16 protein-coding genes are annotated in these 20,829 nt (G+C 44.7%); 4 read left to right on the top strand and 12 right to left on the bottom strand.

From position 1 onward, the window contains the following. Nucleotide 1 precedes the first annotated feature (1 nt). Genes GGD38_RS23070 through GGD38_RS23040 form a run of 7 tightly spaced genes read right to left on the bottom strand, consistent with a single transcriptional unit; the run spans nt 2 to nt 10,058 of the window. Complete coding sequence (locus GGD38_RS23070) at nt 2-2,899, bottom strand: two-component regulator propeller domain-containing protein (protein ID WP_375301788.1); 2,898 nt, start codon at nt 2,897-2,899, stop codon at nt 2-4. A 9-nt stretch (nt 2,900-2,908) separates the two neighbouring features. Further along, nucleotides 2,909-5,797, bottom strand: a complete 2,889-nt coding sequence (locus GGD38_RS23065; RefSeq protein WP_375301789.1) for a histidine kinase — start codon at nt 5,795-5,797, stop codon at nt 2,909-2,911. Beyond that, on the bottom strand, nt 5,794-6,798 hold the full coding sequence (locus tag GGD38_RS23060; RefSeq protein WP_375301790.1) for a glycosyltransferase family 2 protein: 1,005 nt from the start codon (nt 6,796-6,798) through the stop codon (nt 5,794-5,796). The genes GGD38_RS23065 and GGD38_RS23060 overlap by 4 nt, the downstream gene beginning before the upstream one ends. Continuing rightward, a complete protein-coding gene (locus GGD38_RS23055; protein WP_375301791.1) occupies nt 6,798-7,748 on the bottom strand; it encodes a glycosyltransferase family 2 protein in 951 nt (316 codons plus the stop codon). Before GGD38_RS23055 ends, GGD38_RS23060 begins: the two co-directional genes overlap by 1 nt. After that, a complete protein-coding gene (locus tag GGD38_RS23050; protein ID WP_375301792.1) occupies nt 7,741-8,460 on the bottom strand; it encodes a class I SAM-dependent methyltransferase in 720 nt (239 codons plus the stop codon). Before GGD38_RS23050 ends, GGD38_RS23055 begins: the two co-directional genes overlap by 8 nt. Beyond that, nucleotides 8,457-9,218 carry a methyltransferase domain-containing protein gene (locus GGD38_RS23045; RefSeq protein ID WP_375303887.1) on the bottom strand — a complete coding sequence of 254 codons (762 nt, stop codon included), beginning with the start codon at nt 9,216-9,218 and terminating at the stop codon, nt 8,457-8,459. Before GGD38_RS23045 ends, GGD38_RS23050 begins: the two co-directional genes overlap by 4 nt. Nucleotides 9,219-9,227: 9 nt before the next feature. Beyond that, a complete protein-coding gene (locus GGD38_RS23040; RefSeq protein WP_375301795.1) occupies nt 9,228-10,058 on the bottom strand; it encodes a glycosyltransferase family 2 protein in 831 nt (276 codons plus the stop codon). A gap of 239 nt (nt 10,059-10,297) precedes the next feature. Here GGD38_RS23040 and GGD38_RS23035 point away from each other — a divergent pair, with 239 nt between their 5' ends. Then, the gene (locus GGD38_RS23035; RefSeq protein WP_375301796.1) at nt 10,298-11,353 is read left to right on the top strand and encodes a hypothetical protein; all 1,056 of its coding nucleotides are present in this window, start codon (nt 10,298-10,300) and stop codon (nt 11,351-11,353) included. 15 nt (nt 11,354-11,368) lie between these two features. Here GGD38_RS23035 and GGD38_RS23030 read toward each other — a convergent pair whose 3' ends face one another. Continuing rightward, nucleotides 11,369-12,148 carry a menaquinone biosynthetic enzyme MqnA/MqnD family protein gene (locus tag GGD38_RS23030; RefSeq protein WP_375301797.1) on the bottom strand — a complete coding sequence of 260 codons (780 nt, stop codon included), beginning with the start codon at nt 12,146-12,148 and terminating at the stop codon, nt 11,369-11,371. Nucleotides 12,149-12,208: 60 nt separating this feature from the next. On the opposite strand from GGD38_RS23030, the gene purB reads away from it, so the two are divergent. Next, nucleotides 12,209-13,555, top strand: a complete 1,347-nt coding sequence (gene purB / locus GGD38_RS23025; protein WP_375301798.1) for an adenylosuccinate lyase — start codon at nt 12,209-12,211, stop codon at nt 13,553-13,555. A gap of 122 nt (nt 13,556-13,677) precedes the next feature. On the opposite strand, the gene GGD38_RS23020 is transcribed toward purB, so the two are convergent. From GGD38_RS23020 to GGD38_RS23010, 3 genes are all read right to left on the bottom strand, one after another. After that, the gene (locus GGD38_RS23020; RefSeq protein ID WP_375301799.1) at nt 13,678-14,700 is read right to left on the bottom strand and encodes a GNAT family N-acetyltransferase; all 1,023 of its coding nucleotides are present in this window, start codon (nt 14,698-14,700) and stop codon (nt 13,678-13,680) included. Between the two features lie 120 nt (nt 14,701-14,820). Next, nucleotides 14,821-16,416 carry a peptide chain release factor 3 gene (locus tag GGD38_RS23015; RefSeq protein WP_375301800.1) on the bottom strand — a complete coding sequence of 532 codons (1,596 nt, stop codon included), beginning with the start codon at nt 16,414-16,416 and terminating at the stop codon, nt 14,821-14,823. Nucleotides 16,417-16,577: 161 nt separating this feature from the next. After that, nucleotides 16,578-17,447 (bottom strand): aldose 1-epimerase family protein, encoded by an 870-nt coding sequence (locus GGD38_RS23010; protein ID WP_375301801.1) that lies wholly within the window; start codon nt 17,445-17,447, stop codon nt 16,578-16,580. 25 nt (nt 17,448-17,472) lie between these two features. Between GGD38_RS23010 and GGD38_RS23005 the strand changes: the two genes are divergently transcribed. Further along, nucleotides 17,473-18,105 carry an MgtC/SapB family protein gene (locus tag GGD38_RS23005; protein WP_375303886.1) on the top strand — a complete coding sequence of 211 codons (633 nt, stop codon included), beginning with the start codon at nt 17,473-17,475 and terminating at the stop codon, nt 18,103-18,105. On the opposite strand, the gene GGD38_RS23000 is transcribed toward GGD38_RS23005, so the two are convergent. After that, a complete protein-coding gene (locus GGD38_RS23000) occupies nt 18,080-19,441 on the bottom strand; it encodes a hypothetical protein (protein ID WP_375301802.1) in 1,362 nt (453 codons plus the stop codon). The genes GGD38_RS23005 and GGD38_RS23000 overlap by 26 nt on opposite strands. 132 nt (nt 19,442-19,573) lie before the next feature. Between GGD38_RS23000 and GGD38_RS22995 the strand changes: the two genes are divergently transcribed. Further along, complete coding sequence (locus tag GGD38_RS22995; RefSeq protein ID WP_375301803.1) at nt 19,574-20,824, top strand: ABC transporter permease; 1,251 nt, start codon at nt 19,574-19,576, stop codon at nt 20,822-20,824. Nucleotides 20,825-20,829 lie beyond the last annotated feature (5 nt).

Here is a 20,829-nt window from a genome sequence, read left to right as displayed (position 1 = left end):
ATTAGAATACGGGAAAACTTAAGGTTACTTTTGTGCCCAGTGCATTTTGCGCATCGTCAACCAGGTCATCGATGAACATTGATATTTTTTGTTCATGCTCTTTGTTGAACATTTCTATTCTATCGGCCGTTAGCGACAATCCTTTTGACTGATAATTGATTGGTGAAATACTTTTATACTGCATGGCCGCTTTACGGCCTACGCCATTATCTTCAAGCACGCAGATGAGGTAATCGCCTTCGCGGTGTACCGAAATGGTCACTATGCCGTTTTTATCGCGCCTGAAACGCAAGCCATGCCGTACGCTGTTCTCCACAAACGGTTGTAGTATCATGGGCGGTATATAATAGTCGGCCGGGTTTACGGTTTTATCAATATGCACCTGCCAGGCAAAAGAATCTTCCAGCCGTGTTTTTTCCAGCTCAAGGTAATTGGTGAGGTAATCCAACTCTTCTTCCAGACTTATTTCAGGCTTAGAAGAAAAATCGAGTGTTTGTCTTATGAGCCGGGAGAAACTTGAAATAAACTTATTGGCCCCCATAAGATCGGAGTTCAAGACATAATGCTGAATTGAGTTGAGGCTGTTAAAAATAAAGTGCGGGTTCATTTGCGCCTTGCGCGATAGCTGTTCCAACTCATTGATGCGTTTGCTGATGGCCGTTTTTTCCTGCTCACGCCGTCTTATACGCCTTATGATCAATGTTACGGCAATACCCGTGACCGCCAAAAACAACAACCCTAACAACAACCTGAACCAGGTGCGCTCGTATAACATTTTATCGATGGTAAACCCAGCCGTTAACATTTTGCTGTGTATATCGAACTTATTGAGCGCCTGTAATTGAAATTGATAGTCGCCCGAAGGAAGCGTGGGGTAACTCACAAAGGTTTCGCGGGTTTCGCGCCAGGTGCTATCGAGCCCCAGCAAGCGATAGCGGTACCGTACATCGCCACCCGATTTATAAGATATACCTACATAATCAAATCGTATGCTGTTCTTATTATGATCTATAAGGGCGGGTATGCTGTCAAAACTCCAGGTATTACCGCCAACCGAAATATCGGTGAACAACAGATCGCAGCGCGACTGGCTGATCAGTTTTTCTTCATCAAAAAAAGTAATGCCTTCGGGTGAACCTACAAACACTTTATTACTGTCTACGTACAATGCATTGGTAATATCCGAAACAAGGCCATCGCCGGTGGTATATTTTGTTATGGGGAAACCGGGCTGGGCCACATTTATTTTATTAATGCCTTTATCGGTGCCTACCCATAAACAATTTCCACTTAAATAAAAGGTACGGCATACATTACTTGTTAACCCGTTCCGGCGATTAAGCGTGGCTATAACGCGGTCATTTTTTACTGCAATGAGGCCATCGCCATATGTGCCCACCCATACAGTACCCGCGGAATCTTTTTGTATACAGGTGATACGGGTTTTTAATGCCGGTGCTTTATCGCCTAAACATTGTGTTGTGCCATTGGGTAAATGACGATATAAGCCATCCAGGGTGCCTATATAGGCTGTATCCTTATCGGCATATACCGAGGTTGACCGGCCGTGCCATACTGTGTCGGATATTATCCAGGTATCGGGATAAATTACAAATACATTGTCTTTAGTGGCCACGTATAATTTATCGCCGCTTAAACAAAAATCTTTAAAGGCCAACGGGTATACCTGTTTCTTTAATCTTATAAAATCAAGATCGGTGCAGTACACCGAATAATTTGATCCGTACACCGCAAACCGGTCTTTGTAAACGATCATCTTTGAAATAGGATTAAATCCTTTTTCCTGTAGCGCAACCGTTTCATTATGCAGCCGGCCGGTTTTCCGGTTCAATTTGTAAAGCAGGTTTAATTCGGTGGTGGCCATGATTGTTTCACCGTACGGGGCCAGGGCAAAAACCTGGTTGGGCAAATTGTTGTTGCGTAGTTTTAAATTCAGCACATAGGGCGACCCTAACCTGTACAGGCCATGCCCGGCCGTACCAAACCATATGTTACCCTCCGTATCCTTTAGCATATTGTTTACAGGTACACCGGGCAGAAAATGACGTACGCTGTCTTTTCCGCTTATATCATAAACGATTGCCCCTTCGTGGGTACAATTGCCAAAATGATCATCATCGAGCAAATTGTAATTGATATGTGTTTCGGCCAAAGGGAAAGTTACGCTGCCTGGCCGGTTAAAATAACCGGCTTCAGTAACAAACCTGTCTCTGCGCCACACCAACACCCGGCTGTTAAATGCAAAATAGCTGAAGTGCCCGCCGGAGTATACATTTACTTCTTTTTTTAAACTAAAATGCCCGTTTACAAAATCATATGCCCTGCCCTGATCTATAACAATAAACCCACCACCGGGGTGGGCGCAGATATTGGCTATTTGTATAAAGGGTTTGCCGTTTACTGAATCAACAACCTGCACCTGCCCTTGCGCACTTACCAAATACATTTTATTATACTCCTGCAACAGCATGTTACCGGCTTCGTCCTCTGCAAAATGAATAATGTAGTCAACAACGGGGATACGCTTAAGCATGGGGTCATTTTCGGCCGTATGTATTTTCCCTTTGTAGTAGTAACACACCGTTTTTTTGAACGGCGCTATCCATATACGGCCTTTTGAATCGGCAAACAATTGCACCACTTCATTATCGGGCAAACCATCTTCGCGGGTAAAGCTTTTAAAATGGGTGCCATCGAACCGGCTGAGGCCACCTTCTGTGCCCAGCCATATAAACCCATCTTTATCCTGCACCATACAATAAATGGTGCCTCCTGCAAGGCCATCCCTGCTATTGTATTGGGTATAGCCATACTCCTGGCCACAAACGGCCAATGGCACCACAAACGTTAGCAACACTATATATACAAACCTTTTCATTATTCAGTTTTAAAGCACCGGAAAACGTATGGTTACCCGGGTACCCAATGCGTTTTGCTCATCATCTTCCAGATCATCTATCTGCATGCTGATCTTCTGCGCATGTTCCTTATTGAACATATCTATACGATCGGCCGTCAGCGACATACCTTTCGACTGGTAATTGATGGGTGAAATACTTTTATACTTCATAGCCGCTTTGCGCCCTACCCCGTTATCTTCCAAAATACAAACGAGGTAATCGCCTTCGCGTTTTACCGAAATGGTTACCTTACCCGCTTTATCCTTGCGAAAGCGCAGCCCATGGCGCACACTGTTCTCTACAAACGGCTGTAAGATCATAGGAGGAATATAATAATCTGCCGTATGTACTTCATTATCGATGTTCACCGCCCAGGAGAACGCATCTTCCAACCGCGTTCTTTCAATATCCAAATAGTTGGTGAGGTAATCCAGCTCTTCTTCGAGGCTTATTTCGGGTTTACTTGAAAAATCGAGTGTTTGCCTTATGAGCCTCGAGAACCCCGAAATGAATTTATTGGCGCCGGCCACATCGGCATCCATTACATATTGTTGTATAGAGTTAAGGCTATTAAAAATGAAATGCGGGTTCATTTGCGCCTTGCGCGATAATTGTTCCAGCTCGCTTATACGTTTGGTGGTGGCTGTTTTTTCCTGCTCACGTTTACGTATGCGGCGAATAATAAGCCAGGCAAAGAAACCAACTACCGCCACAAATAATGCATCAACCAATATCTGGAACCAAAGCTTTTCGTACAGCAGTTTTTCAATAGTAAAGCGTGCAACGAGCGGGCGGCTGCGTACATCGAATTTATTAATGGCCTGTATTTGCAGCGTATAATCGCCCGATGGCAGCGTGGGAAAATTAAGTTGTGTTTCGCGGGTCTCTATCCAATTGCTATCGAGGCCCAGTAACCGGTAACGATAGCGGATATCGCCCGATGATCTATAGGAAATACCTACATAATTAAATTGCAGACTGTTCTTTGCATGTGGCACCATTACCGGCGCCTCATCGGGATAGTATAGTTGTCCGCCAATGGTTATATCAATAAACCGCATATCGCAGCGGCTCTGGCTGGCTACTTTTTCTTCATCAAAAAAAGTAACGCCTTCGGGCGTACCTACAAACACTTTGCTTTTATCTACATACAATACGTTGATGATATCTGAGACCAGGCCATCGCCCGTTGTATATTTTTTTACCGGGTAGGTAGTATCATCGATGCGTATTTTATTAAGCCCTCTGTTTGTGCCTACCCATAATGAGTTGCCGTGCAAAAAAAGGGTACGGCAAATATTACTTGTTAAGCCGCACTCCTGTTTTAATAAAGTAAGTATGGTCTCATTTTTAAAAGCGATCATGCCGCCTCCTAAAGTGGCAATCCATAATACGTTGTTGGTATCGCGCGTAATGGCCGCAATGCGGTTCCTTAGCGGCGTAAACCTTTCGCCCAGGTTTTGCTTTACGCCATTGGGAAGCAAACGAAACAACCCATTGATGGTCCCAATATAAAAAGTATCGTTTACAACATGCACTGCCGTGGCACGTTCGTGCCAAATGGTATCACGTATGGCCAGGTTAAGGGGGTTGATCCTGAAAATACTTCTGTCGGTTAATACCAGCAGATCATCCCTATAAGGATAAAAGCCTTTTACACAGATATAATGATGATCTTTTAAAAAATTGAATTGGGGCGAAAGCAGCGACAAACACATGGATGTGCCCGAAACAATATTCTTTTCTTTATTTACAAACAGCGCCACCGTTGACTCGGGCCGCCCCTTTGTACGCAGTAACGCCTTGCTTTCTTCTTTACCGGTTTGCACATTCAACTTGTGAACAACATTACGGTCGCTGCCTGCGATTATTGAATTGCCATACGCCGCAAAAGAAAATACCTGGTGACTTGTATTGTTATCCCTGAATTTGGTATTTAAAACCGAAGCAGAATTTAACCGGTAAACGCCCTGCCCCAGCGTGGTGAACCATAAATTACCTTCATTATCTTTTTGCACCCAGCTAACCCCCACCCCCGGCAAAAAATGTTGTATACTATCGGGGTAATTGATATTGTAAATGGTGGCCCCATCGGTTGTATTAACAGCCACATGTTCATCATCAACCACACAATTGTTGAGCTGAAAAGTATCGGAGGGTAAATAAATAACTTTATTGGTAACAAACGAGCGAATGGAACTGCGTTTTATATTATCCCGCAACGCAATAAGTTTATCGTTCAACGAAACAAAACCAACATAAAAATCTAACAGTTCATAAGTTCTGTCCAGGTTAAACAAGCGGTTATTATATTCATACAGATTGTTCGACTCCAGCACCCAAAAACCACCGGCCGGGTTACGGGCCACCGCCGACAGATAATGAACAGGGCGGCCATGTATTTCCTTAACGGTATAAACTTCATTTTTGTTGGTGACCTGGTGAAACTGGTTTGTTTCCATCAACAATACATTTCCCCTGTCGTCTTCTGCAAACCGCATTACATTACCGCCTATCTGTATCTTCTTTAATAAAGGATCGTTATCCTGGTTATAGATCTTTCCCTTATAATAATAGCAGATCGTTTTTTTAAACGGCGATATCCAAACGCGGCCTTTTGAGTCGGCAAACAATTGAATGATCTCGTTATCGGGTAAACCATCTTCCTGGGTAAAAGTTTTAAAATGGGTGCCATCAAAGCGGTTCAACCCGGTTTCGGTACCAAACCACATAAAACCTTCTACATCCTGCGTTGTGCAGTATACCGTGGAGCTGGCCAGGCCATCCTTACTATCATAACGGGTATAACCGTATTCCTGGCTGAATATGTATAGGGGGGAAAATAGTAAAAATAAAACTGCGGCTAACCATCTCATAAGACCTTATAAAAATAAGGCTTATTTGCTAAAATGGTAGGGGTAAATCGCCATATACGGCCAACATTGGCGGCAAACCGCGTAGCCATGCCAAAATGGGCAAACGGGTTGCGCAACCTGAAAATATTCTCTATAAAACCGGCAATATAAAACACGGGAATAGTGAAGGTGTAAAACGCCAGCTGTACCAGGTACCAGGCGGCACCAAATTGTTTGCGAATGCGTACAAAATTCGACAGCATGATCTGTAACCCCTTGCGGTCGTACAGGTTATAATAACCTTTACCCGAAGAACCAAAGGCCTCATTGGCCGATTCGCCCTGCAGGTGAATTACTTTGTACTGGCCGTAAATACTAAGCTGGCCTGTTTTTCGTAAACGGCTGCACCATTCTGCCTCTTCGGCATACAGGAAGAAATCCTCATCGAGTAAACCGGCTTTTTCAATAGCCGTCTTTTTTACCATTAAAAAAGCGCCATTGATCCAGTCAACTTCAACCAACGCATCGGAGTCGGGCACATTGGGTTTTTCAACCTTTACCTGGTTGCCCAGCCATTTAATAAAATTGCCGAGGTAAGGTAATGGCAGCAGGTAGTTCAACCCGCCTTTCATAAAGAAATTGCCCGAGATCTGGGGTGTGCGGTCGGCATTGAGCAATTGTACACCGCAGGCCACATAAGGCGAAGCAATAAACTTACGGTAACAATTTTCAATGGCGTTGTCTTCGTTCAGCGTATCGCTGTTCAGCAACAACACCACATCGCCGCTCGATTGCCGTATGCCTTCGTTGTTGGCGCGGGCAAAACCTGCATTATAGGAAAGCGGTATCCATTTTACCTGGGGAAAAGCGGTAGTAACGATCTCACGGCTGTTATCACCCGATGCATTGTCAACAACGATCACCTCCTGCGTAATGGTTTCGCGGCCGGTGAAAACCGTTCGTAAACAATCAACCAGCAGGCCAGGTGTTTTATAGTTAACAATGATGATGGATAAAGCCATTATGGGCGCAATTGGTTTCTATGTAAAAGAAAATGCAAACTCATACAAAACTTTGAAGCAAGGCCATTGTTCAACACAACGCGGGGTAATTTCCTTTGCCAGCCTATCATGGAGCTAATTACCGGGTGTATGGGGCCGCTGTAACCTGCAATACGGATCTCTTCTTCTTTCGTTATTTCGAGGTTACGTATCATGCGCCACCAGCCATCGTATGCCAGCATATTTTTCAATGCACCAATACCCACTTTACCCAACAGGTAAAAATTCTCGGGCACTTCCACTTCGCGTTTGCGAAAACAATCCTGTGTTACCTGGTGCTCGCCCATGCCCACATTCATCAGCACTTCGGGTATATGCACCGGTTGGGTAGTTTTAAAATACCTGATATAAAAATCTATATCTACCACCCATTTCACTTTGTTATCGTAAAAGAATTGTTTGTCGTTGGGGTGCAGCACCACGCTTGGCGGTCCTACCACATTGCTTGAGAACAATACGGCCGGTTGTTTTAATAATTGCTTATAGCGAAAATCGTTGATGTGCATGTCTTCGGTGCGGCCGGTTTGGAACCAGTTATTGCGGTAAGCGCAAAAGAAGAAACGGGCATGGGGATTGTTCTTAATAGCATCGGCAAACTTTTGCAGGCTGTGCTCATTGGCCAGCCAGTCGTCGTCGTGTATTAGTTTAATCCACTGGCCTTTTGCCTGGCGAATACCTTCATTCCAGTTCTCGGGTGTGCCTTTTACCGGCACGTTCCTGAAATACTGTAATGGGAATTGACCCAGGTATTGGTTACACAGTTCTTTTACACTATTATCCGGACTATCATCAGTTACCACTACTTCAAAATCACGGAAGGTTTGTATTGCAACAGATTGCAATAACCGCTGCAGGAAATCAATCCGTTTATAAGCAGGGATACAAATTGAAATTAATATTGGATCAGACATTTTTTATTTTCCTGGCAATGATAACATAGTTTAAAGTCAATAGCTCATCGTGGTATCTTTTATCAACCCAAATAGCTATTCTATTTAACAATGCAGTGAAGTGAAGGTTTATGAACAGGCCTTTGAGCAGTTTCACCAAAAGCCGTTTCTTTTTAAAGGTAGAATATACCATATTGATATTCATTTGGAAAATGGCTGCCCATTTACCACCGTTGGCCTTTATTTCAAGCACCTCAAAGCCTTTTTGCTCAAACATGGCCTTCAGTCCGTATTTCGAATACCGGTAAAAATCGTAGGGTTCTTCATGTAGTTCCCAGGTGAACGGCGCCGAAACGATCACCAGTCCGTCCTGTTTCAACACCCGGTTGGCTTCCTGCATCATTTTGAACGGATCGTTCACATGTTCAATAACCTGGGTACTGAAAACCGTATCGAATTGCGCGTCGGGAAAGTTCAGTTTAGTGGCTTCACAAATAACATCTACCTTATTCTTATCGCTTTGCACCACATCGCAGCCAACATACCCTGTTGCCTTGTTGGCGAACAATTGCTCATAGGGTTTGTTGCCACATCCAATATCGAGCACCTGGCCGTTAGCATATTTGCCGATGGCCGTTTTCAGGTCTTCGATCAAATAATACATTACAATATAGTCTGACCTGTTCTTCTTTAAATGAACAGAGCTAAGCCGGGCCAGTCCCTCCTGCCTCATACGCCTTTCTTTTTTTGCAATTTTCTCTTTACCAGGTACATCCGCCAGCGGGTATAACCTATCCAGGTTTTCATTTTATTTAACCGGCGTTCCTTTTCGAGGTACAACGATGGGTGAATGCGAACCAGATACTGCGGATTGGTATTTTCAAACGCAGGTTTCAATTGCGCATATTGTTGTATGCTGTCTTTATGAATGAACAATAAAATGTTTTGTTTGTACCAATAGTCAACATTGTCCATATTCCAAATAAGGGGACGAATATAATCAACCGGTACAAAGCCAAATTTCTGAAACAGGTTGCTCCAGTATTCGGGCATTTGTTCATTGATGTGATAGGTGCCCTCCTGCCCTATTACGGCAGCCGAGAACAATACCACATTACTTAATGAGGTAAGCGATTGCACAAACTGTTCGGCATGGCTGGCGGGCAAATGCTCTGCAACTTCCAGCGACATGGCCAGGTCGAACTTGCGGTCCAGTTTTACCGGTTCTTTCAGGTCCTGGAACTGTACAAAGGCCGGGTCCACCTTTAACATGGCAGGGGTTACATAGGGACCTTCAATACCCTTTACTTCTTTTACCTGCGTTTCTTCTTTCCAAACTTTCAACCAGTAGCCTACACCGCACCCCACATCAACCACCGAGGCTGGTTTGAAAACAGCATTTACAATTGGTAATACCCGTTGTGCAGAGAGGTAAGAACCATTCTGCTGATCGGCATAAAAGTCGGCGTTATAATGTTTTGATTCTATCATAGGTATCGCTTACAATCCGTTTCGAACCTTATTTTTATTTAATAATTTACTATAATAAGACGGAAAATACGTCATAATGATCAGCTTGGTCACAAATAGTACGGGCGATTGTTTGAACCGTTTTACCCAATGCGCCGTAATATACTGGTGCCCCATGCGGGCTGCGTGTTTTTGATGAACGTAATTTTCGATGCTGTTGGGTTTTGCATAATTGTTATACAGGGTCTTCGACATAGAGGTGTTCATTACCCGGTAATCGAACAACACTTCATCAACATACCTGAACAAATAGCCGGCAAACGAAATACGCAACCACATTTCCCAGTCTTCCCAGCCCAGCTTCATGTTGGTATCGTAGGGCCCAACTTTATCCAACGCTTCCTTTCTGATCACCGCACAGGCATCGATATAATTGGCGATCATGAGCTTTTGCATATTGTACCCGCCCGTTTTCCAAATACCCGTTTTCTCTCCAAAATATTCGGCATTGCCATACACTACGGCCACCGAGGGGTCGGCATCCATTATTCCAATGGCCCGGGTCAAATACGCCGGCCGAACCTTATTATCGGCATCCAGGGGCAAAATGTATTTTCCGGTGGCCAGGGCAATTCCGGTGTTCCTGGCACCCGACAGGCCTTTGTTCTCCTGAAAAATTACCCGGTATCCCTGGGTTTTCAGGCTGTTCAGCTCATCAATGGTACGTTGGTCGGTTGAACCATCATTCACAATGATTAACTCATACAATTCTGAATTACAGGCGCTTATACTCTCCAGCACCTCTTTTAAATAATGGCCCTGGTTATAACACGGAATTATGATCGAGACTTTAACAGCCATATTACAAAAACCCAAAAATATTGATTTATAATTAAGTAGTGTGTAAAATGAGTATCAATTAAATACAACGCACTTATCGCCCAAAACTGCACAACTATTGCCAAAAATGCGCACTTATTTGTTTATAGGGGTTACGTAAACGGGATGTACTATATTGGCCTGTTAACCGGTTATATTACCCGCTTAATGCTTAACATCTGAAAGCAACGGAAATAATAATACTATCTGCCCAATGCCTGTTGTTAACAACAGGCGTTTGGGCGCAGCATAAAAAAGGTGCAAGCCAAAACCTTGTAGTGAATGGCGATTTCTCCAAAGGGAACAGCCAGTTTACCTCACAGTATGATTATACCATTTTTAACTATGGTGAGGGCGAATACACCGTAACTGGTCAGCCGCTTACATGGAATAAATTACTGGCCGATTGCCGCGATCGTACCAGCGGCAATGGCAATATGTTGCTGGTAAACGGGGCTACTGCTGCAAACAGGGTCATATGGCAGCAAACAATAGACATACAACCCAATACCGCATATGATTTGGCGGCCTGGTTACAAAATGCCAATGTTCATAAAAAGGGAAGCAATCCACCCAAACTACAGTTTGTTATAAATGGTATTAAAATGGGCAATGGTGTACAGGTGGGTTACAATAGTTTTGAGTGGGCGCAAATGGAAAGTGTGTGGAACTCAGGCAAAGCAAACAAAGCCACCATAGGCATCATCAACTTAAATACCATTGCACCGGGTAATGATTTTGCCATTGACGATATTTCATTTACGCCCCTGAAGGCTTATAATGATCTTATTGTAAAGAGAAAAGTAAAGAAACAGGTTCAGCAGGCTACAATAGAAACAAAAACCAACATAGAAACAGTAAAGCCTGAAACAGCAAAAGCGGAACAGGTTACATGGCCGCAACAGGCCGTTATTGCAGCCCCTTTCGTTTTGGCCAACCGCGTAAATGAACTGGCAAGCACAATAGCCACCAGCGAAAACGAAATTGAGATCAATATTTACGACAATGGTACCATTGACAATGATACCATTTCTGTATACCTCGATAAAATGCTGGTATTGTCGAAACAACGGTTAACCGCAAAAGCGCTCACCCTAAAAATAAACCTCAATGAAACTGCCAACTATCATGAACTGGTAATGGTGGCAGAAAACCTTGGCGAAATTCCACCCAATACCTCGCTTATGGTAGTAAAAGCAGGTAAAAAACAATACGAGGTTCGCATTACCTCTACCGAACAGAAGAATGCCGTTGTGGTATTCACGTATGCGAAGTGAAGGGTAAAGCCCTTTTTATTTTCCCTCAAACAACGAGGGGTTCACCGGCTTTTCGCGTTCAGCTTCCAGGTACGAAAGGAACTTATCTAACCCATTTCTTTTCTCATCGGTAAGCTCATAGCTGATGTTCTCGCGGTAATACTTTTGCAGATCGTAGATCTGGTAAGGATTTTCAGCCACAGCAGTATCTATGTTCTGGAGCCCCAGTTTATTGGCCTCGTTAAAGGCGGCAATAAAATCGGCCGGCAGGGGTTTGTTGCTTACCCAGGCGGCAAACACAAAGGGAAGACCGGTATGATCTATCCAGGCTGTGCCCAGGTCGTACAGATAGTTTGATTTTAAACGTTGCTCCAGCGCCCGGTCACCAATGACCACGCCGGCAGTGGTACCTTTTATTTGAGCGCGGTAATCGGCTTTGGTATCAACCAGTTTGGGCTCTATATTCCAGTATTTTTTCAGTAATACTTTTGCCAGCGCCACCGAGGTGCGGCTTTGGTAATCTAGTAGTACTTTTTCTACCTTTTCAATAGGAACTTCACTAAAAATAGCTACTGAAGCCACCGGACCGGTACAACCAATACAATAATCGGTAATAATGTGATGCTCTTGCAGGTGCGGGATCACCGCCACAGGAACCAGGCCCACATCAATTGTTCCCTCTACCAGCATACGGGCCACATTGGCCGGGTAATCTTCAATCAACAACAGGTCATTGGCCACCGGTGCATGCTGAATTCCAAATATTAAAGGCTTCGTATTGAGATAATTAACAATTCCAACCTTAATCTTATTCAATTGATTTAATTTTGCGGGCACAAAGGTACTCTGACGTGCCTCAATAAACAACAATTGTTCATGGAACTAAACGCTCTTACGGCCATTTCACCTGTTGACGGACGCTATCGCCACCAGGTTCAACATTTAGACGACTATTTTTCTGAATTCGCTCTTATTAAATACCGCGTGCTAATAGAAGTAGAGTATGTGCGGTTCCTGGCCGATAAAAAATTCTTCTCCCTTACGGCCGCCCAAAAGAAAGGCCTGCAGGAAATTTGTGAGAACTTCTCAGTTGAGAACGCTCAAAAGATAAAAGACACCGAAAAGATCACCAACCACGACGTTAAGGCCGTGGAGTACTTCCTGAAAGAAAAACTAGCTTCCCTCGACGCCGAAAACATCCAGGAATGGGTGCACTTCGGACTTACCTCACAGGATATTAATAATACCGCCATTCCGCTTTCGTGGAAACATGCCATCGAAAACGAATACCTGCCAGCCCTGCTGAACTTCAACCGTCAGCTGGAGTTGTTGGCAACCGAATGGAAAGACATACCCATGCTGGCCCATACCCATGGCCAACCAGCCAGCCCTACCCGTTTAGGTAAGGAGATAATGGTGTTTGTTGAACGCATCGGCAACCAGGTTGAACAGGTGATCAATGTGCCTGTTACCGCTAAATTCGGCGGCGCCACAGGTAACTTCAACGCCCATGCGGTAGCCTTTCCCGAAAAGGATTGGGTAACGTTTGGTAATGAATTCGTGGAGGGCGTACTGGGTTTACAACGCCAGCAGTTCACAACGCAAATTGAACACTACGATAACCTGGCCGCACATTTTGATGCCATGAAACGCATCAACAACATCCTCATCGATCTTTGCCGCGACATTTGGACTTATATATCCATGGAGTACTTTAAGCAAAAGACCGTTAAGGGTGAAATAGGCTCCAGCGCCATGCCGCATAAGGTAAACCCTATTGATTTTGAAAATGCCGAAGGCAACCTGGGTATAGCCAACGCATTGCTTGAGCACCTGGCCGGCAAATTACCGGTTAGCCGCCTGCAACGCGACCTTACCGATTCAACCGTTTTGCGTAACATCGGCGTTCCGTTCGCACACATTATTCTCGCTATAAAATCTATTGAAAAAGGCTTGGGTAAACTGGTGTTGAATTCGAATGCCCTGAATGCTGACCTGGAAAAGAACTGGGCCGTAGTAGCCGAAGCCATTCAAACTATTTTACGCCGCGAAAACTACCCGCAGCCATACGAAGCGCTGAAAGAATTAACGCGTGGTAAAAACGGCATTACCCAGGAAAGCATGCATGAGTTTATTGATGGACTGAAGGTGACGGCGGCGGTTAAGAAGGAGTTGAAGAAGATAACGCCGCACAATTACACGGGGGTGAATCCGGAGTATTAAAATAGTCAATTAGCTAATGTGATAATGCGATAATGTGATAATGCCTCTGCGCGGCATTCCGAATATACGCGAGTCTGTATTTCATTATCATATTATCACATTAGCTAATTATCAAATTGGCTTTACACAAGCTTCTTCCAATACAGGTTATCGGCTTGTTTTGTCATCATCTCAAACCCATTCTTCTCCACCACTCTTATAGAAGCCTTATTATCGGCATTTGTTTCCACCAGCACCACACTAACATCTTTGCGGGCGGCTGCCCATTGTAAAATGCCATTTACAGCTTCGGTCATATACCCCTTGCCCTGCATGGGCGGCATGGTGCCATAACCTATCTCAACACGGCCACCATCCATGGGCGGACCTTTAAAACCTAATTCAGCCACAATGGTTTTGTTGGTTTTATCAACCACCAGCCAAAAAGTATGAAAAAGATAATCATCATCCCGGGCTTCGCGCATCTTTGGCAAAGTGATATTGGTAACCCGGTCCCTTACCTGTGGTGCAACGGTGCGGCCAAATGGCGTTAGTCCCAACAGCTGTTCCAGGCCGTCTCTGCCATTCAGGTATAATTCTAATTGCGATATGGTAAGTGGAAATAAATGAAGCCGTTCTGTTTCTATTACGTTGGGATTTTTGCTTTTAAAATAACACAACGGCCGGTTGGCTTCCATAATATCGGGCTGTTGTTCAAAGCCGCTTCGCAGCAGTACTTTTTGCGAGGCAATGTTGGCAGTATCTGTTATGGCCACTATCACCGGCAGTTTCAAAATATCAAAAGCATACTGCATGCCGCCTACAGTTGATTCGGTGGCATAGCCCTTACCCCAGTGGTCTTTCAACAAAGCATAGCCTAATTGTATTTCAGAATGCCGGTTGGCGTCAGCCGTTTCAACAGGAATAACGGCAAAGGAGCCACAAAATTCGTTGCTTGCCTTTTCAATCATGGCCCAGCGGCCCAACAGCGGTTGCTGCTCGTAATAAGCCAGGTTGCGTTTTAAGAATATACTACACTCCTGGCGGCTCTTAGGTTCCCGAATGTATTTCATTACCTCGGGATCGCCGTTCAGATTGAAGAAGTTTTCTTCATCGTCAAGTGTGTATCTGCGAATTACAAGCCGATCCGTTTCAAATATGACCATCCAATAGTTTTTAGTTTTAAGTTCTTAGTTCATCTTAAACCAGCAACTGAACCATTCAACTATTAATCAGACTGCCGCACAGAAGCACCTTGTCAACTCGTCAACTTGACTCGTCAACTCTTAAACTGCTTCCTTATGAATCTCACTCGTAAAGTGAAACTCAATATCCGGATTGTTGGTGCGTTCGGTGTTCAGGAACCATTCGCTTTGAGCCAGGTAAACCAGGTGGCCGTCTTTATCGGTAGCAATGTTGTTCGATTTAAAGCGGGTGAACTCATCCAGCTTTTTAGGGTCGGCACTGGTGATCCAGCAGGCTTTGTAATAAGGTAATGCCCTAAACTCGCACGAAGCGCCATACTCCTGCAAAAGGCGGTATTGAATTACCTCAAACTGCAGGTCGCCCACACAACCAATGATCTTTTTATTACCGCCAAACTGGGTAAACAACTGGGCCACCCCTTCGTCGGTCAATTGTAAAAGCCCCTTTTCCAATTGCTTGGTTTTCATTGGGTCTTTATTGATCACCTCTTTAAATATTTCAGGGGAGAACGAAGGAATACCGGTAAAGAAGAAGTTTTCACCTTCGGTAAGCGTATCACCAATTTTAAAGTTACCGGTATCGAACAAACCCACTACATCGCCGGCAAATGCTTCTTCAATAACATCTTTATCGCGGGCCATGAATGTATAAGGGTTGCTAAAGCGTACATCTTTATCGAGACGTACGTGATGGAAATATTTATTACGCTCAAACTTGCCACTGCACACCCGCAAAAACGCAATCCGGTCGCGGTGTTTGGGATCGAGGTTGGCGTGGATCTTGAAAATAAAACCAGAGAATTTGTCTTCGGTTGGCGGCACATCCCGAACCGAAGTATGTCTTGGACGGGGAACAGGTGCAATGCGAATAAAAGTATCGAGCATTTCCCTCACGCCAAAGTTATTGATGGCGCTGCCAAAGAACACAGGCGCTACTTTGCCCGACAAATAATCATTCACGGGTAATTCGCCATAAACGCCTTCGATCAGCTCGGCATCTTCACGCAAAATAGAAGCATCTTTCTCCCCTACTTTTTCATCCAGTACCGGCAAACTGAGGTCACTGATTGCTACAGTATCATCATCATTAGCCTTTGTATTGGCGGTGAAAAGCAGCAGGTTCTTATCGTGCAGGTTGTATACGCCCTTGAAATCTTTACCGCTGTTAATGGGCCAGGTCATGGGGTGCAGCGAGATCTTGAGCTCATTCTCTATTTCTTCCAACAGGTCGAAGCGGTTCTTACCATCACGGTCCATTTTGTTAATGAACACGATCACCGGGGTGTCGCGCATGCGGCACACCTCCATCAGGCGACGGGTTTGGTCCTCCACCCCGTTCACGCTGTCAACCACCAGAATAACGCTGTCAACGGCCGTTAGGGTTCGGTAAGTATCTTCCGCAAAGTCCTTGTGACCAGGGGTATCGAGCAGGTTAATTAAAATATTTTTGTATTCGAAGCTCATCACCGACGTAGCCACCGAGATACCACGCTGACGCTCAATTTCCATAAAGTCACTGGTAGCGTGTTTTTTGATCTTATTGCTTTTTACCGCTCCGGCCGTTTGAATGGCGCCCCCAAACAGCAGGAATTTTTCGGTAAGGGTAGTTTTACCGGCATCGGGGTGCGAGATAATAGCAAAAGTGCGTCGTTTATGAATTTCGTTGTTGTATTTCATTGTCTTATATCGAGTTGTACCTTGCGGCTTGTAGCCTTTTAGGTTCGCAAAGGTAACACAAATGGACGAAAGGCCGAAGGGAATACAAGCAGTATGCTGCAAGCCGTAAGCTGGCCGCGCTGTATTTCATTATCTCATTAGCACATTAGCAAATTATCACATTAGTACACCGTAACCGTCCACGTACGGGTAAACGTCTCGCCTCCAACCAACTTATTCACCCCTTCTTTTTCGGGCAGTTGTTGCGTGCTGCCCACACTGTCGGCAATGCCGCACCAGGGTTCTATACAAACAAAATCGGCGTTCTTGGCCGCCCAAATACCCATAAATGGAAATCCGGGGTAATCGAAACGGAAGCCATGTTCTGTTTTATCGGAACCCAGGGTAACTATTGATGAGGCCATACCTTTCAACACCAGCGCATCTTTCTGAAACAGGTCTTTCGACAGGTTCAACCGGTTGGTGTTTTGTAAAAGTGGCAAGGGAGTTTGTTCAATAAGTCCGTCGGGTGAAATAGGCCAGCGGTGCGCCGTCTCAACCTGGTTGAACTGTAAATAATAGTCGGTGTAGCTGGTACCCGCTACCAGCGGAATTTTAAATGCCGGGTGGGCGCCTACCGAAAAATACATCAGTTCTTTGGCGGGGTTCACCACTTCATAGGCAACGGCCAGTGAGTTTTCGAACAGGGTATACCTTATTCTGAACTCAAAGGCAAACGGGTATACCGTAAGCGTTTCGGCGTCGCTACGCAGCAAAAAGGTAATGCTATCGCCGTTATGTTCCTCCACGGCAAATTGTTTGTCGCGGGCAAAACCATGGCGTGGCAACTGGTACGCTGCACCATTATAGAAGTAGGTATTATTTTTTAATGTACCCACTATAGGAAACAGCACCGGCGAATGTTTGCCCCAAACGGCGGGATCGCCCTGCCACATATAATCGAGTTGATGTTCTTTATGCACCAGGCTGGTTAATTCAGCCCCTTTGGCATTGATAACAGCTTTTATCTTTGTATTTTCTATTGTAACCATGGAGCTAAGATAAAATAATTAAAGAATGGAAACTATCGATGTAGTAGTAAAGCTTTTGATAGCAGTTCTTATAGGCGGCATAATTGGCGCCGAAAGGGAATATCATAACAAATCGGCCGGGTTACGCACCCTTATGCTGATCTGTATTGGCTCTACCCTGTTCACTATATTTTCTATGGAAATTGGCGAACATACATCGCCCGATCGTATTGCCAGCAATATTGTAACGGGTATTGGTTTTGTTGGCGCCGGGGTTATTTTTATGGGCGGAACCGGCATAAACGGCGTTACCACTGCGGCCACCATTTGGGTAACGGCAGCACTGGGCGTTGGCGTTGGGGCGGGTCACCAATATGCAGCACTTACGGGCTGTATTGTGTTGGTTGGCATCTTGTATACCTTTACCAAAATTGAAACCTGGATAGATCGTATTAACCGGGTACACACGTATAAGATCACCTGCCCCTACCGCGAAAATGTATTTGAGCATTTTGAAGAAATGATGAAACAACACAAACTCTCCTTTAAAAGAGGCGCCCAATGCCGCGATAAACAAACCGTTACCGGTATCTGGGAAGCCGAAGGCCATAAAAATGAGCACGATGAGTTCATTCATAAAATGCTCAACGATGTTACCATTGAGCGATTTGAATTTTAACAGGCAGGTTACTACCTGGTCCTATACATGGAAGTATACACGCGTTGCAATTCCTTTTTGGTAAGCACATCCCTGATGCGGGCCGCCTGATCGTATATACAGCCATGCTTGTCTCAAAACTATCAAGCTCATCTTCATACAGATCTTTCCAGTCAAGGTTCATTTCATGCTTTTTATTATACGGCTGCAGTAAACGATTGGCATAAGCAGAGTCAACATACTTCATCAGTTCGCGGGTCTCAAAAAGCCCGGTATTATCAATGTTATAATGTTCTACCATTTGCACATACCCGAGTTTTTCTCCTTTATAAACTGCCTTTACAAATACTTCGGTATAAATGATCGAATCCCGCGCCCAATCGCGCCGGCTATAGAGTAACCGTTGCAAAATTCTTGTATGCCCCATAAGCCCGGCGCTTTCATCAAAGCTTCCCCGGAAACCGTTGCTATTTTTTTCAGCAGTGCGGGTTTTAAGTTCTTTTAGAAAAGCGGTAGTAGAACCGAGCTTCGATTGTAAAGCAGAGACAAGATCGGCAGGCGTTTGCAGTTCTTCGCAGGTGGGATCCAAATATTCCCGGCACAAAAAAGAACTCAGCCTTATATTATCGTAAGCTAAACATCCCCCAAGCAGTCCCGTTGTTTCATTTGAATGGCTGATCTTTTCAAACAGTTCGTTCTCTTCCCGGCTAAGCAACACCCCTTCATTTTTGAGTATATACAGGCAATAGGCGCCGTATGCTTTGCGGGCAGGGTTAAACGATTTGCAATGTTTAATAATAGTAGCATGATCGCGTTTAACGAGTAAGGGTTCATACTCATCAGTGATTTTCGAAGGCCACTCCCATATAATCCCCTTCTCAGCCTCTTCAGGAGTTGCTACTCTACGCGTTTCATATAAACCGGGCAGGCCTTCAAAATACATGAGATCATCTTCATACAGGTTGCGCCAGGTAAAATCAGTATTATTGGCAGCATTATAATCTTTCAGCACCTGCGCAGTATAGTCGTGATTCACATATCTGAATAAAGTATCCCCTCCGTAAGTCGACACTAAAACATAACCCAACTGCTCACCCCTGTAAACGGCATGTACAGCTATTACCGATGAATTGTATCGATAATCTTTTTTATACAAAGTATGTCCCAGCAAGGCGGCTGAATTGTACCAACCGTTATGAGCCGAATCAAGTTGTTGGGCATGTTTTTGTAAGGTATTCATGAGCCGGGTGGTTGAAGCCGTGTTTTCCCGTAGATCCCGTACCAGGTCTTCCGGGGTTTGCCCCCACGATAAATTGGCTGCAACAATCAATATGGCAAGAACTAAAATGCGGGTCATGGAAAGGGTTTGAAGTAAAACTACTAACTGTACCGGAGAAATGAAAGCTGCATTTCACCATTCACCATTGACCATTGACCATTTAACACTACAGATACTTAATAATCAACACCTGAATATTATATTTGATCCATGCGCCGTGTTCTGGAAATATTAGGCAGTAGCCTCAACTTAACGTGGCAGGAGTTCAAAAGCCACAAAATTCGCACCTTGTTGTCGCTGACCGGGGTTGCCTTTGGCATTTTTTGTATCATAAGTGTGCTGGCAACAGTAGACAGTCTCGAATACCAGGTACAAAAAGACATTAAATCCCTTGGCACCAATACCGTGTATATCGACAAATGGGTATACGCCGGCGGACCCGATTATCCCTGGTGGCGCTATGTAAAACGCCCTTCCCCAACATATGAAGAAATGCAGCTGGTAAAACTAAAAGTACCGGCCGCTTCCAGTGTAGCCTTTAACATCAGCAGCAACAGTTACGTGGGGTACGAAGATGATGTTATAAACAACGTAAACTACTACGGCATTACCGATGAGTTTGTAAATATTCAACCGATAGAAATTGAACTGGGCCGCTACCTGCAGCCCGTTGATTACGACTTTGCCGCCAATGTGGTAGTAATGGGCTACACCATTGCCGAAACCCTGTTTGGCAAAGCCGAAAAAGCACTGGGCAAACCCATTGTTTTAAAGTCGGGCAAACGCGCCCAGGTAGTGGGCATTATTAAAAAACAGGGCAAAAGCTTTGTAAACGCCTGGGAATACGATAACAGCCTCATTATGCCGTTGGGTTTTATGAAGGAAATGATGCGCGAAAAGAACAGCAACCCCGTCATCATGGTGCAGGGTAAGGAAACGGTTCCTATGGAACAACTGCGCGATGATCTTACCGGCGCCATGCGTTCTATTCGCAAACTAAAACCCACCCAGGAAGATGATTTTGCCCTCAACGATATAGATGCCTTTAGCAGTTTCGCCAGCGAAATCTTTGGCGGCATCAACAAAGGCGGCTGGGCTATTGCCATTTTATCGCTGGTGGTAGGTATGTTTGGCGTGGCTAATATTATGTTCGTTACAGTTCGTGAACGTACGCCACAAATAGGGCTCAAAAAAGCCATCGGGGCCAAACGCTCTGTAATACTTACCGAATTTTTGCTCGAAAGCGCCTTCCTGTGTATCATGGGCGGACTAATGGGGCTTACCATAGTATTTCTGCTTACCCTTGCATCCAAAGCCATCTTTGGCTTTGCGGTATTTATAGCACCCAATATTTTAATACTTGCCATTTCCATTTGTATTATCGTTGGAGTAATGGCCGGCATTATTCCGGCCTCTATTGCAGCCAGAATGGACCCGGTGGTAGCAATAAGAAGTAAATAGCATAA

This window comes from Niastella sp. OAS944 (assembly GCA_024809215.1).
Taxonomy (GTDB): Bacteria; Bacteroidota; Bacteroidia; order Chitinophagales; family Chitinophagaceae; genus Niastella.
Note: the sequence above shows the minus strand (reverse complement) of the source record. Positions and strands in the feature narration are given on the sequence as shown.

Excerpts from the sequence above, each read along its gene's own strand:
- GGD38_RS23010 (WP_375301801.1), bottom strand. The coding sequence starts at position 17,447 with ATGGTTACAATAGAAAATACAAAGATAAAAGCTGTTATCAATGCCAAA.
- GGD38_RS23015 (WP_375301800.1), bottom strand. The coding sequence starts at position 16,416 with ATGAAATACAACAACGAAATTCATAAACGACGCACTTTTGCTATTATC.
- GGD38_RS22995 (WP_375301803.1), top strand. The coding sequence starts at position 19,574 with ATGCGCCGTGTTCTGGAAATATTAGGCAGTAGCCTCAACTTAACGTGG.
- GGD38_RS23000 (WP_375301802.1), bottom strand. The coding sequence starts at position 19,441 with ATGACCCGCATTTTAGTTCTTGCCATATTGATTGTTGCAGCCAATTTA.
- GGD38_RS23050 (WP_375301792.1), bottom strand. The coding sequence starts at position 8,460 with ATGAGGCAGGAGGGACTGGCCCGGCTTAGCTCTGTTCATTTAAAGAAG.
- GGD38_RS23060 (WP_375301790.1), bottom strand. The coding sequence starts at position 6,798 with ATGGCTTTATCCATCATCATTGTTAACTATAAAACACCTGGCCTGCTG.
- purB (WP_375301798.1), top strand. The coding sequence starts at position 12,209 with ATGGAACTAAACGCTCTTACGGCCATTTCACCTGTTGACGGACGCTAT.
- GGD38_RS23065 (WP_375301789.1), bottom strand. The coding sequence starts at position 5,797 with ATGAGATGGTTAGCCGCAGTTTTATTTTTACTATTTTCCCCCCTATAC.
- GGD38_RS23040 (WP_375301795.1), bottom strand. The coding sequence starts at position 10,058 with ATGGCTGTTAAAGTCTCGATCATAATTCCGTGTTATAACCAGGGCCAT.
- GGD38_RS23020 (WP_375301799.1), bottom strand. The coding sequence starts at position 14,700 with ATGGTCATATTTGAAACGGATCGGCTTGTAATTCGCAGATACACACTT.
- GGD38_RS23045 (WP_375303887.1), bottom strand. The coding sequence starts at position 9,218 with ATGATAGAATCAAAACATTATAACGCCGACTTTTATGCCGATCAGCAG.
- GGD38_RS23055 (WP_375301791.1), bottom strand. The coding sequence starts at position 7,748 with ATGTCTGATCCAATATTAATTTCAATTTGTATCCCTGCTTATAAACGG.
- GGD38_RS23005 (WP_375303886.1), top strand. The coding sequence starts at position 17,473 with ATGGAAACTATCGATGTAGTAGTAAAGCTTTTGATAGCAGTTCTTATA.
- GGD38_RS23070 (WP_375301788.1), bottom strand. The coding sequence starts at position 2,899 with ATGAAAAGGTTTGTATATATAGTGTTGCTAACGTTTGTGGTGCCATTG.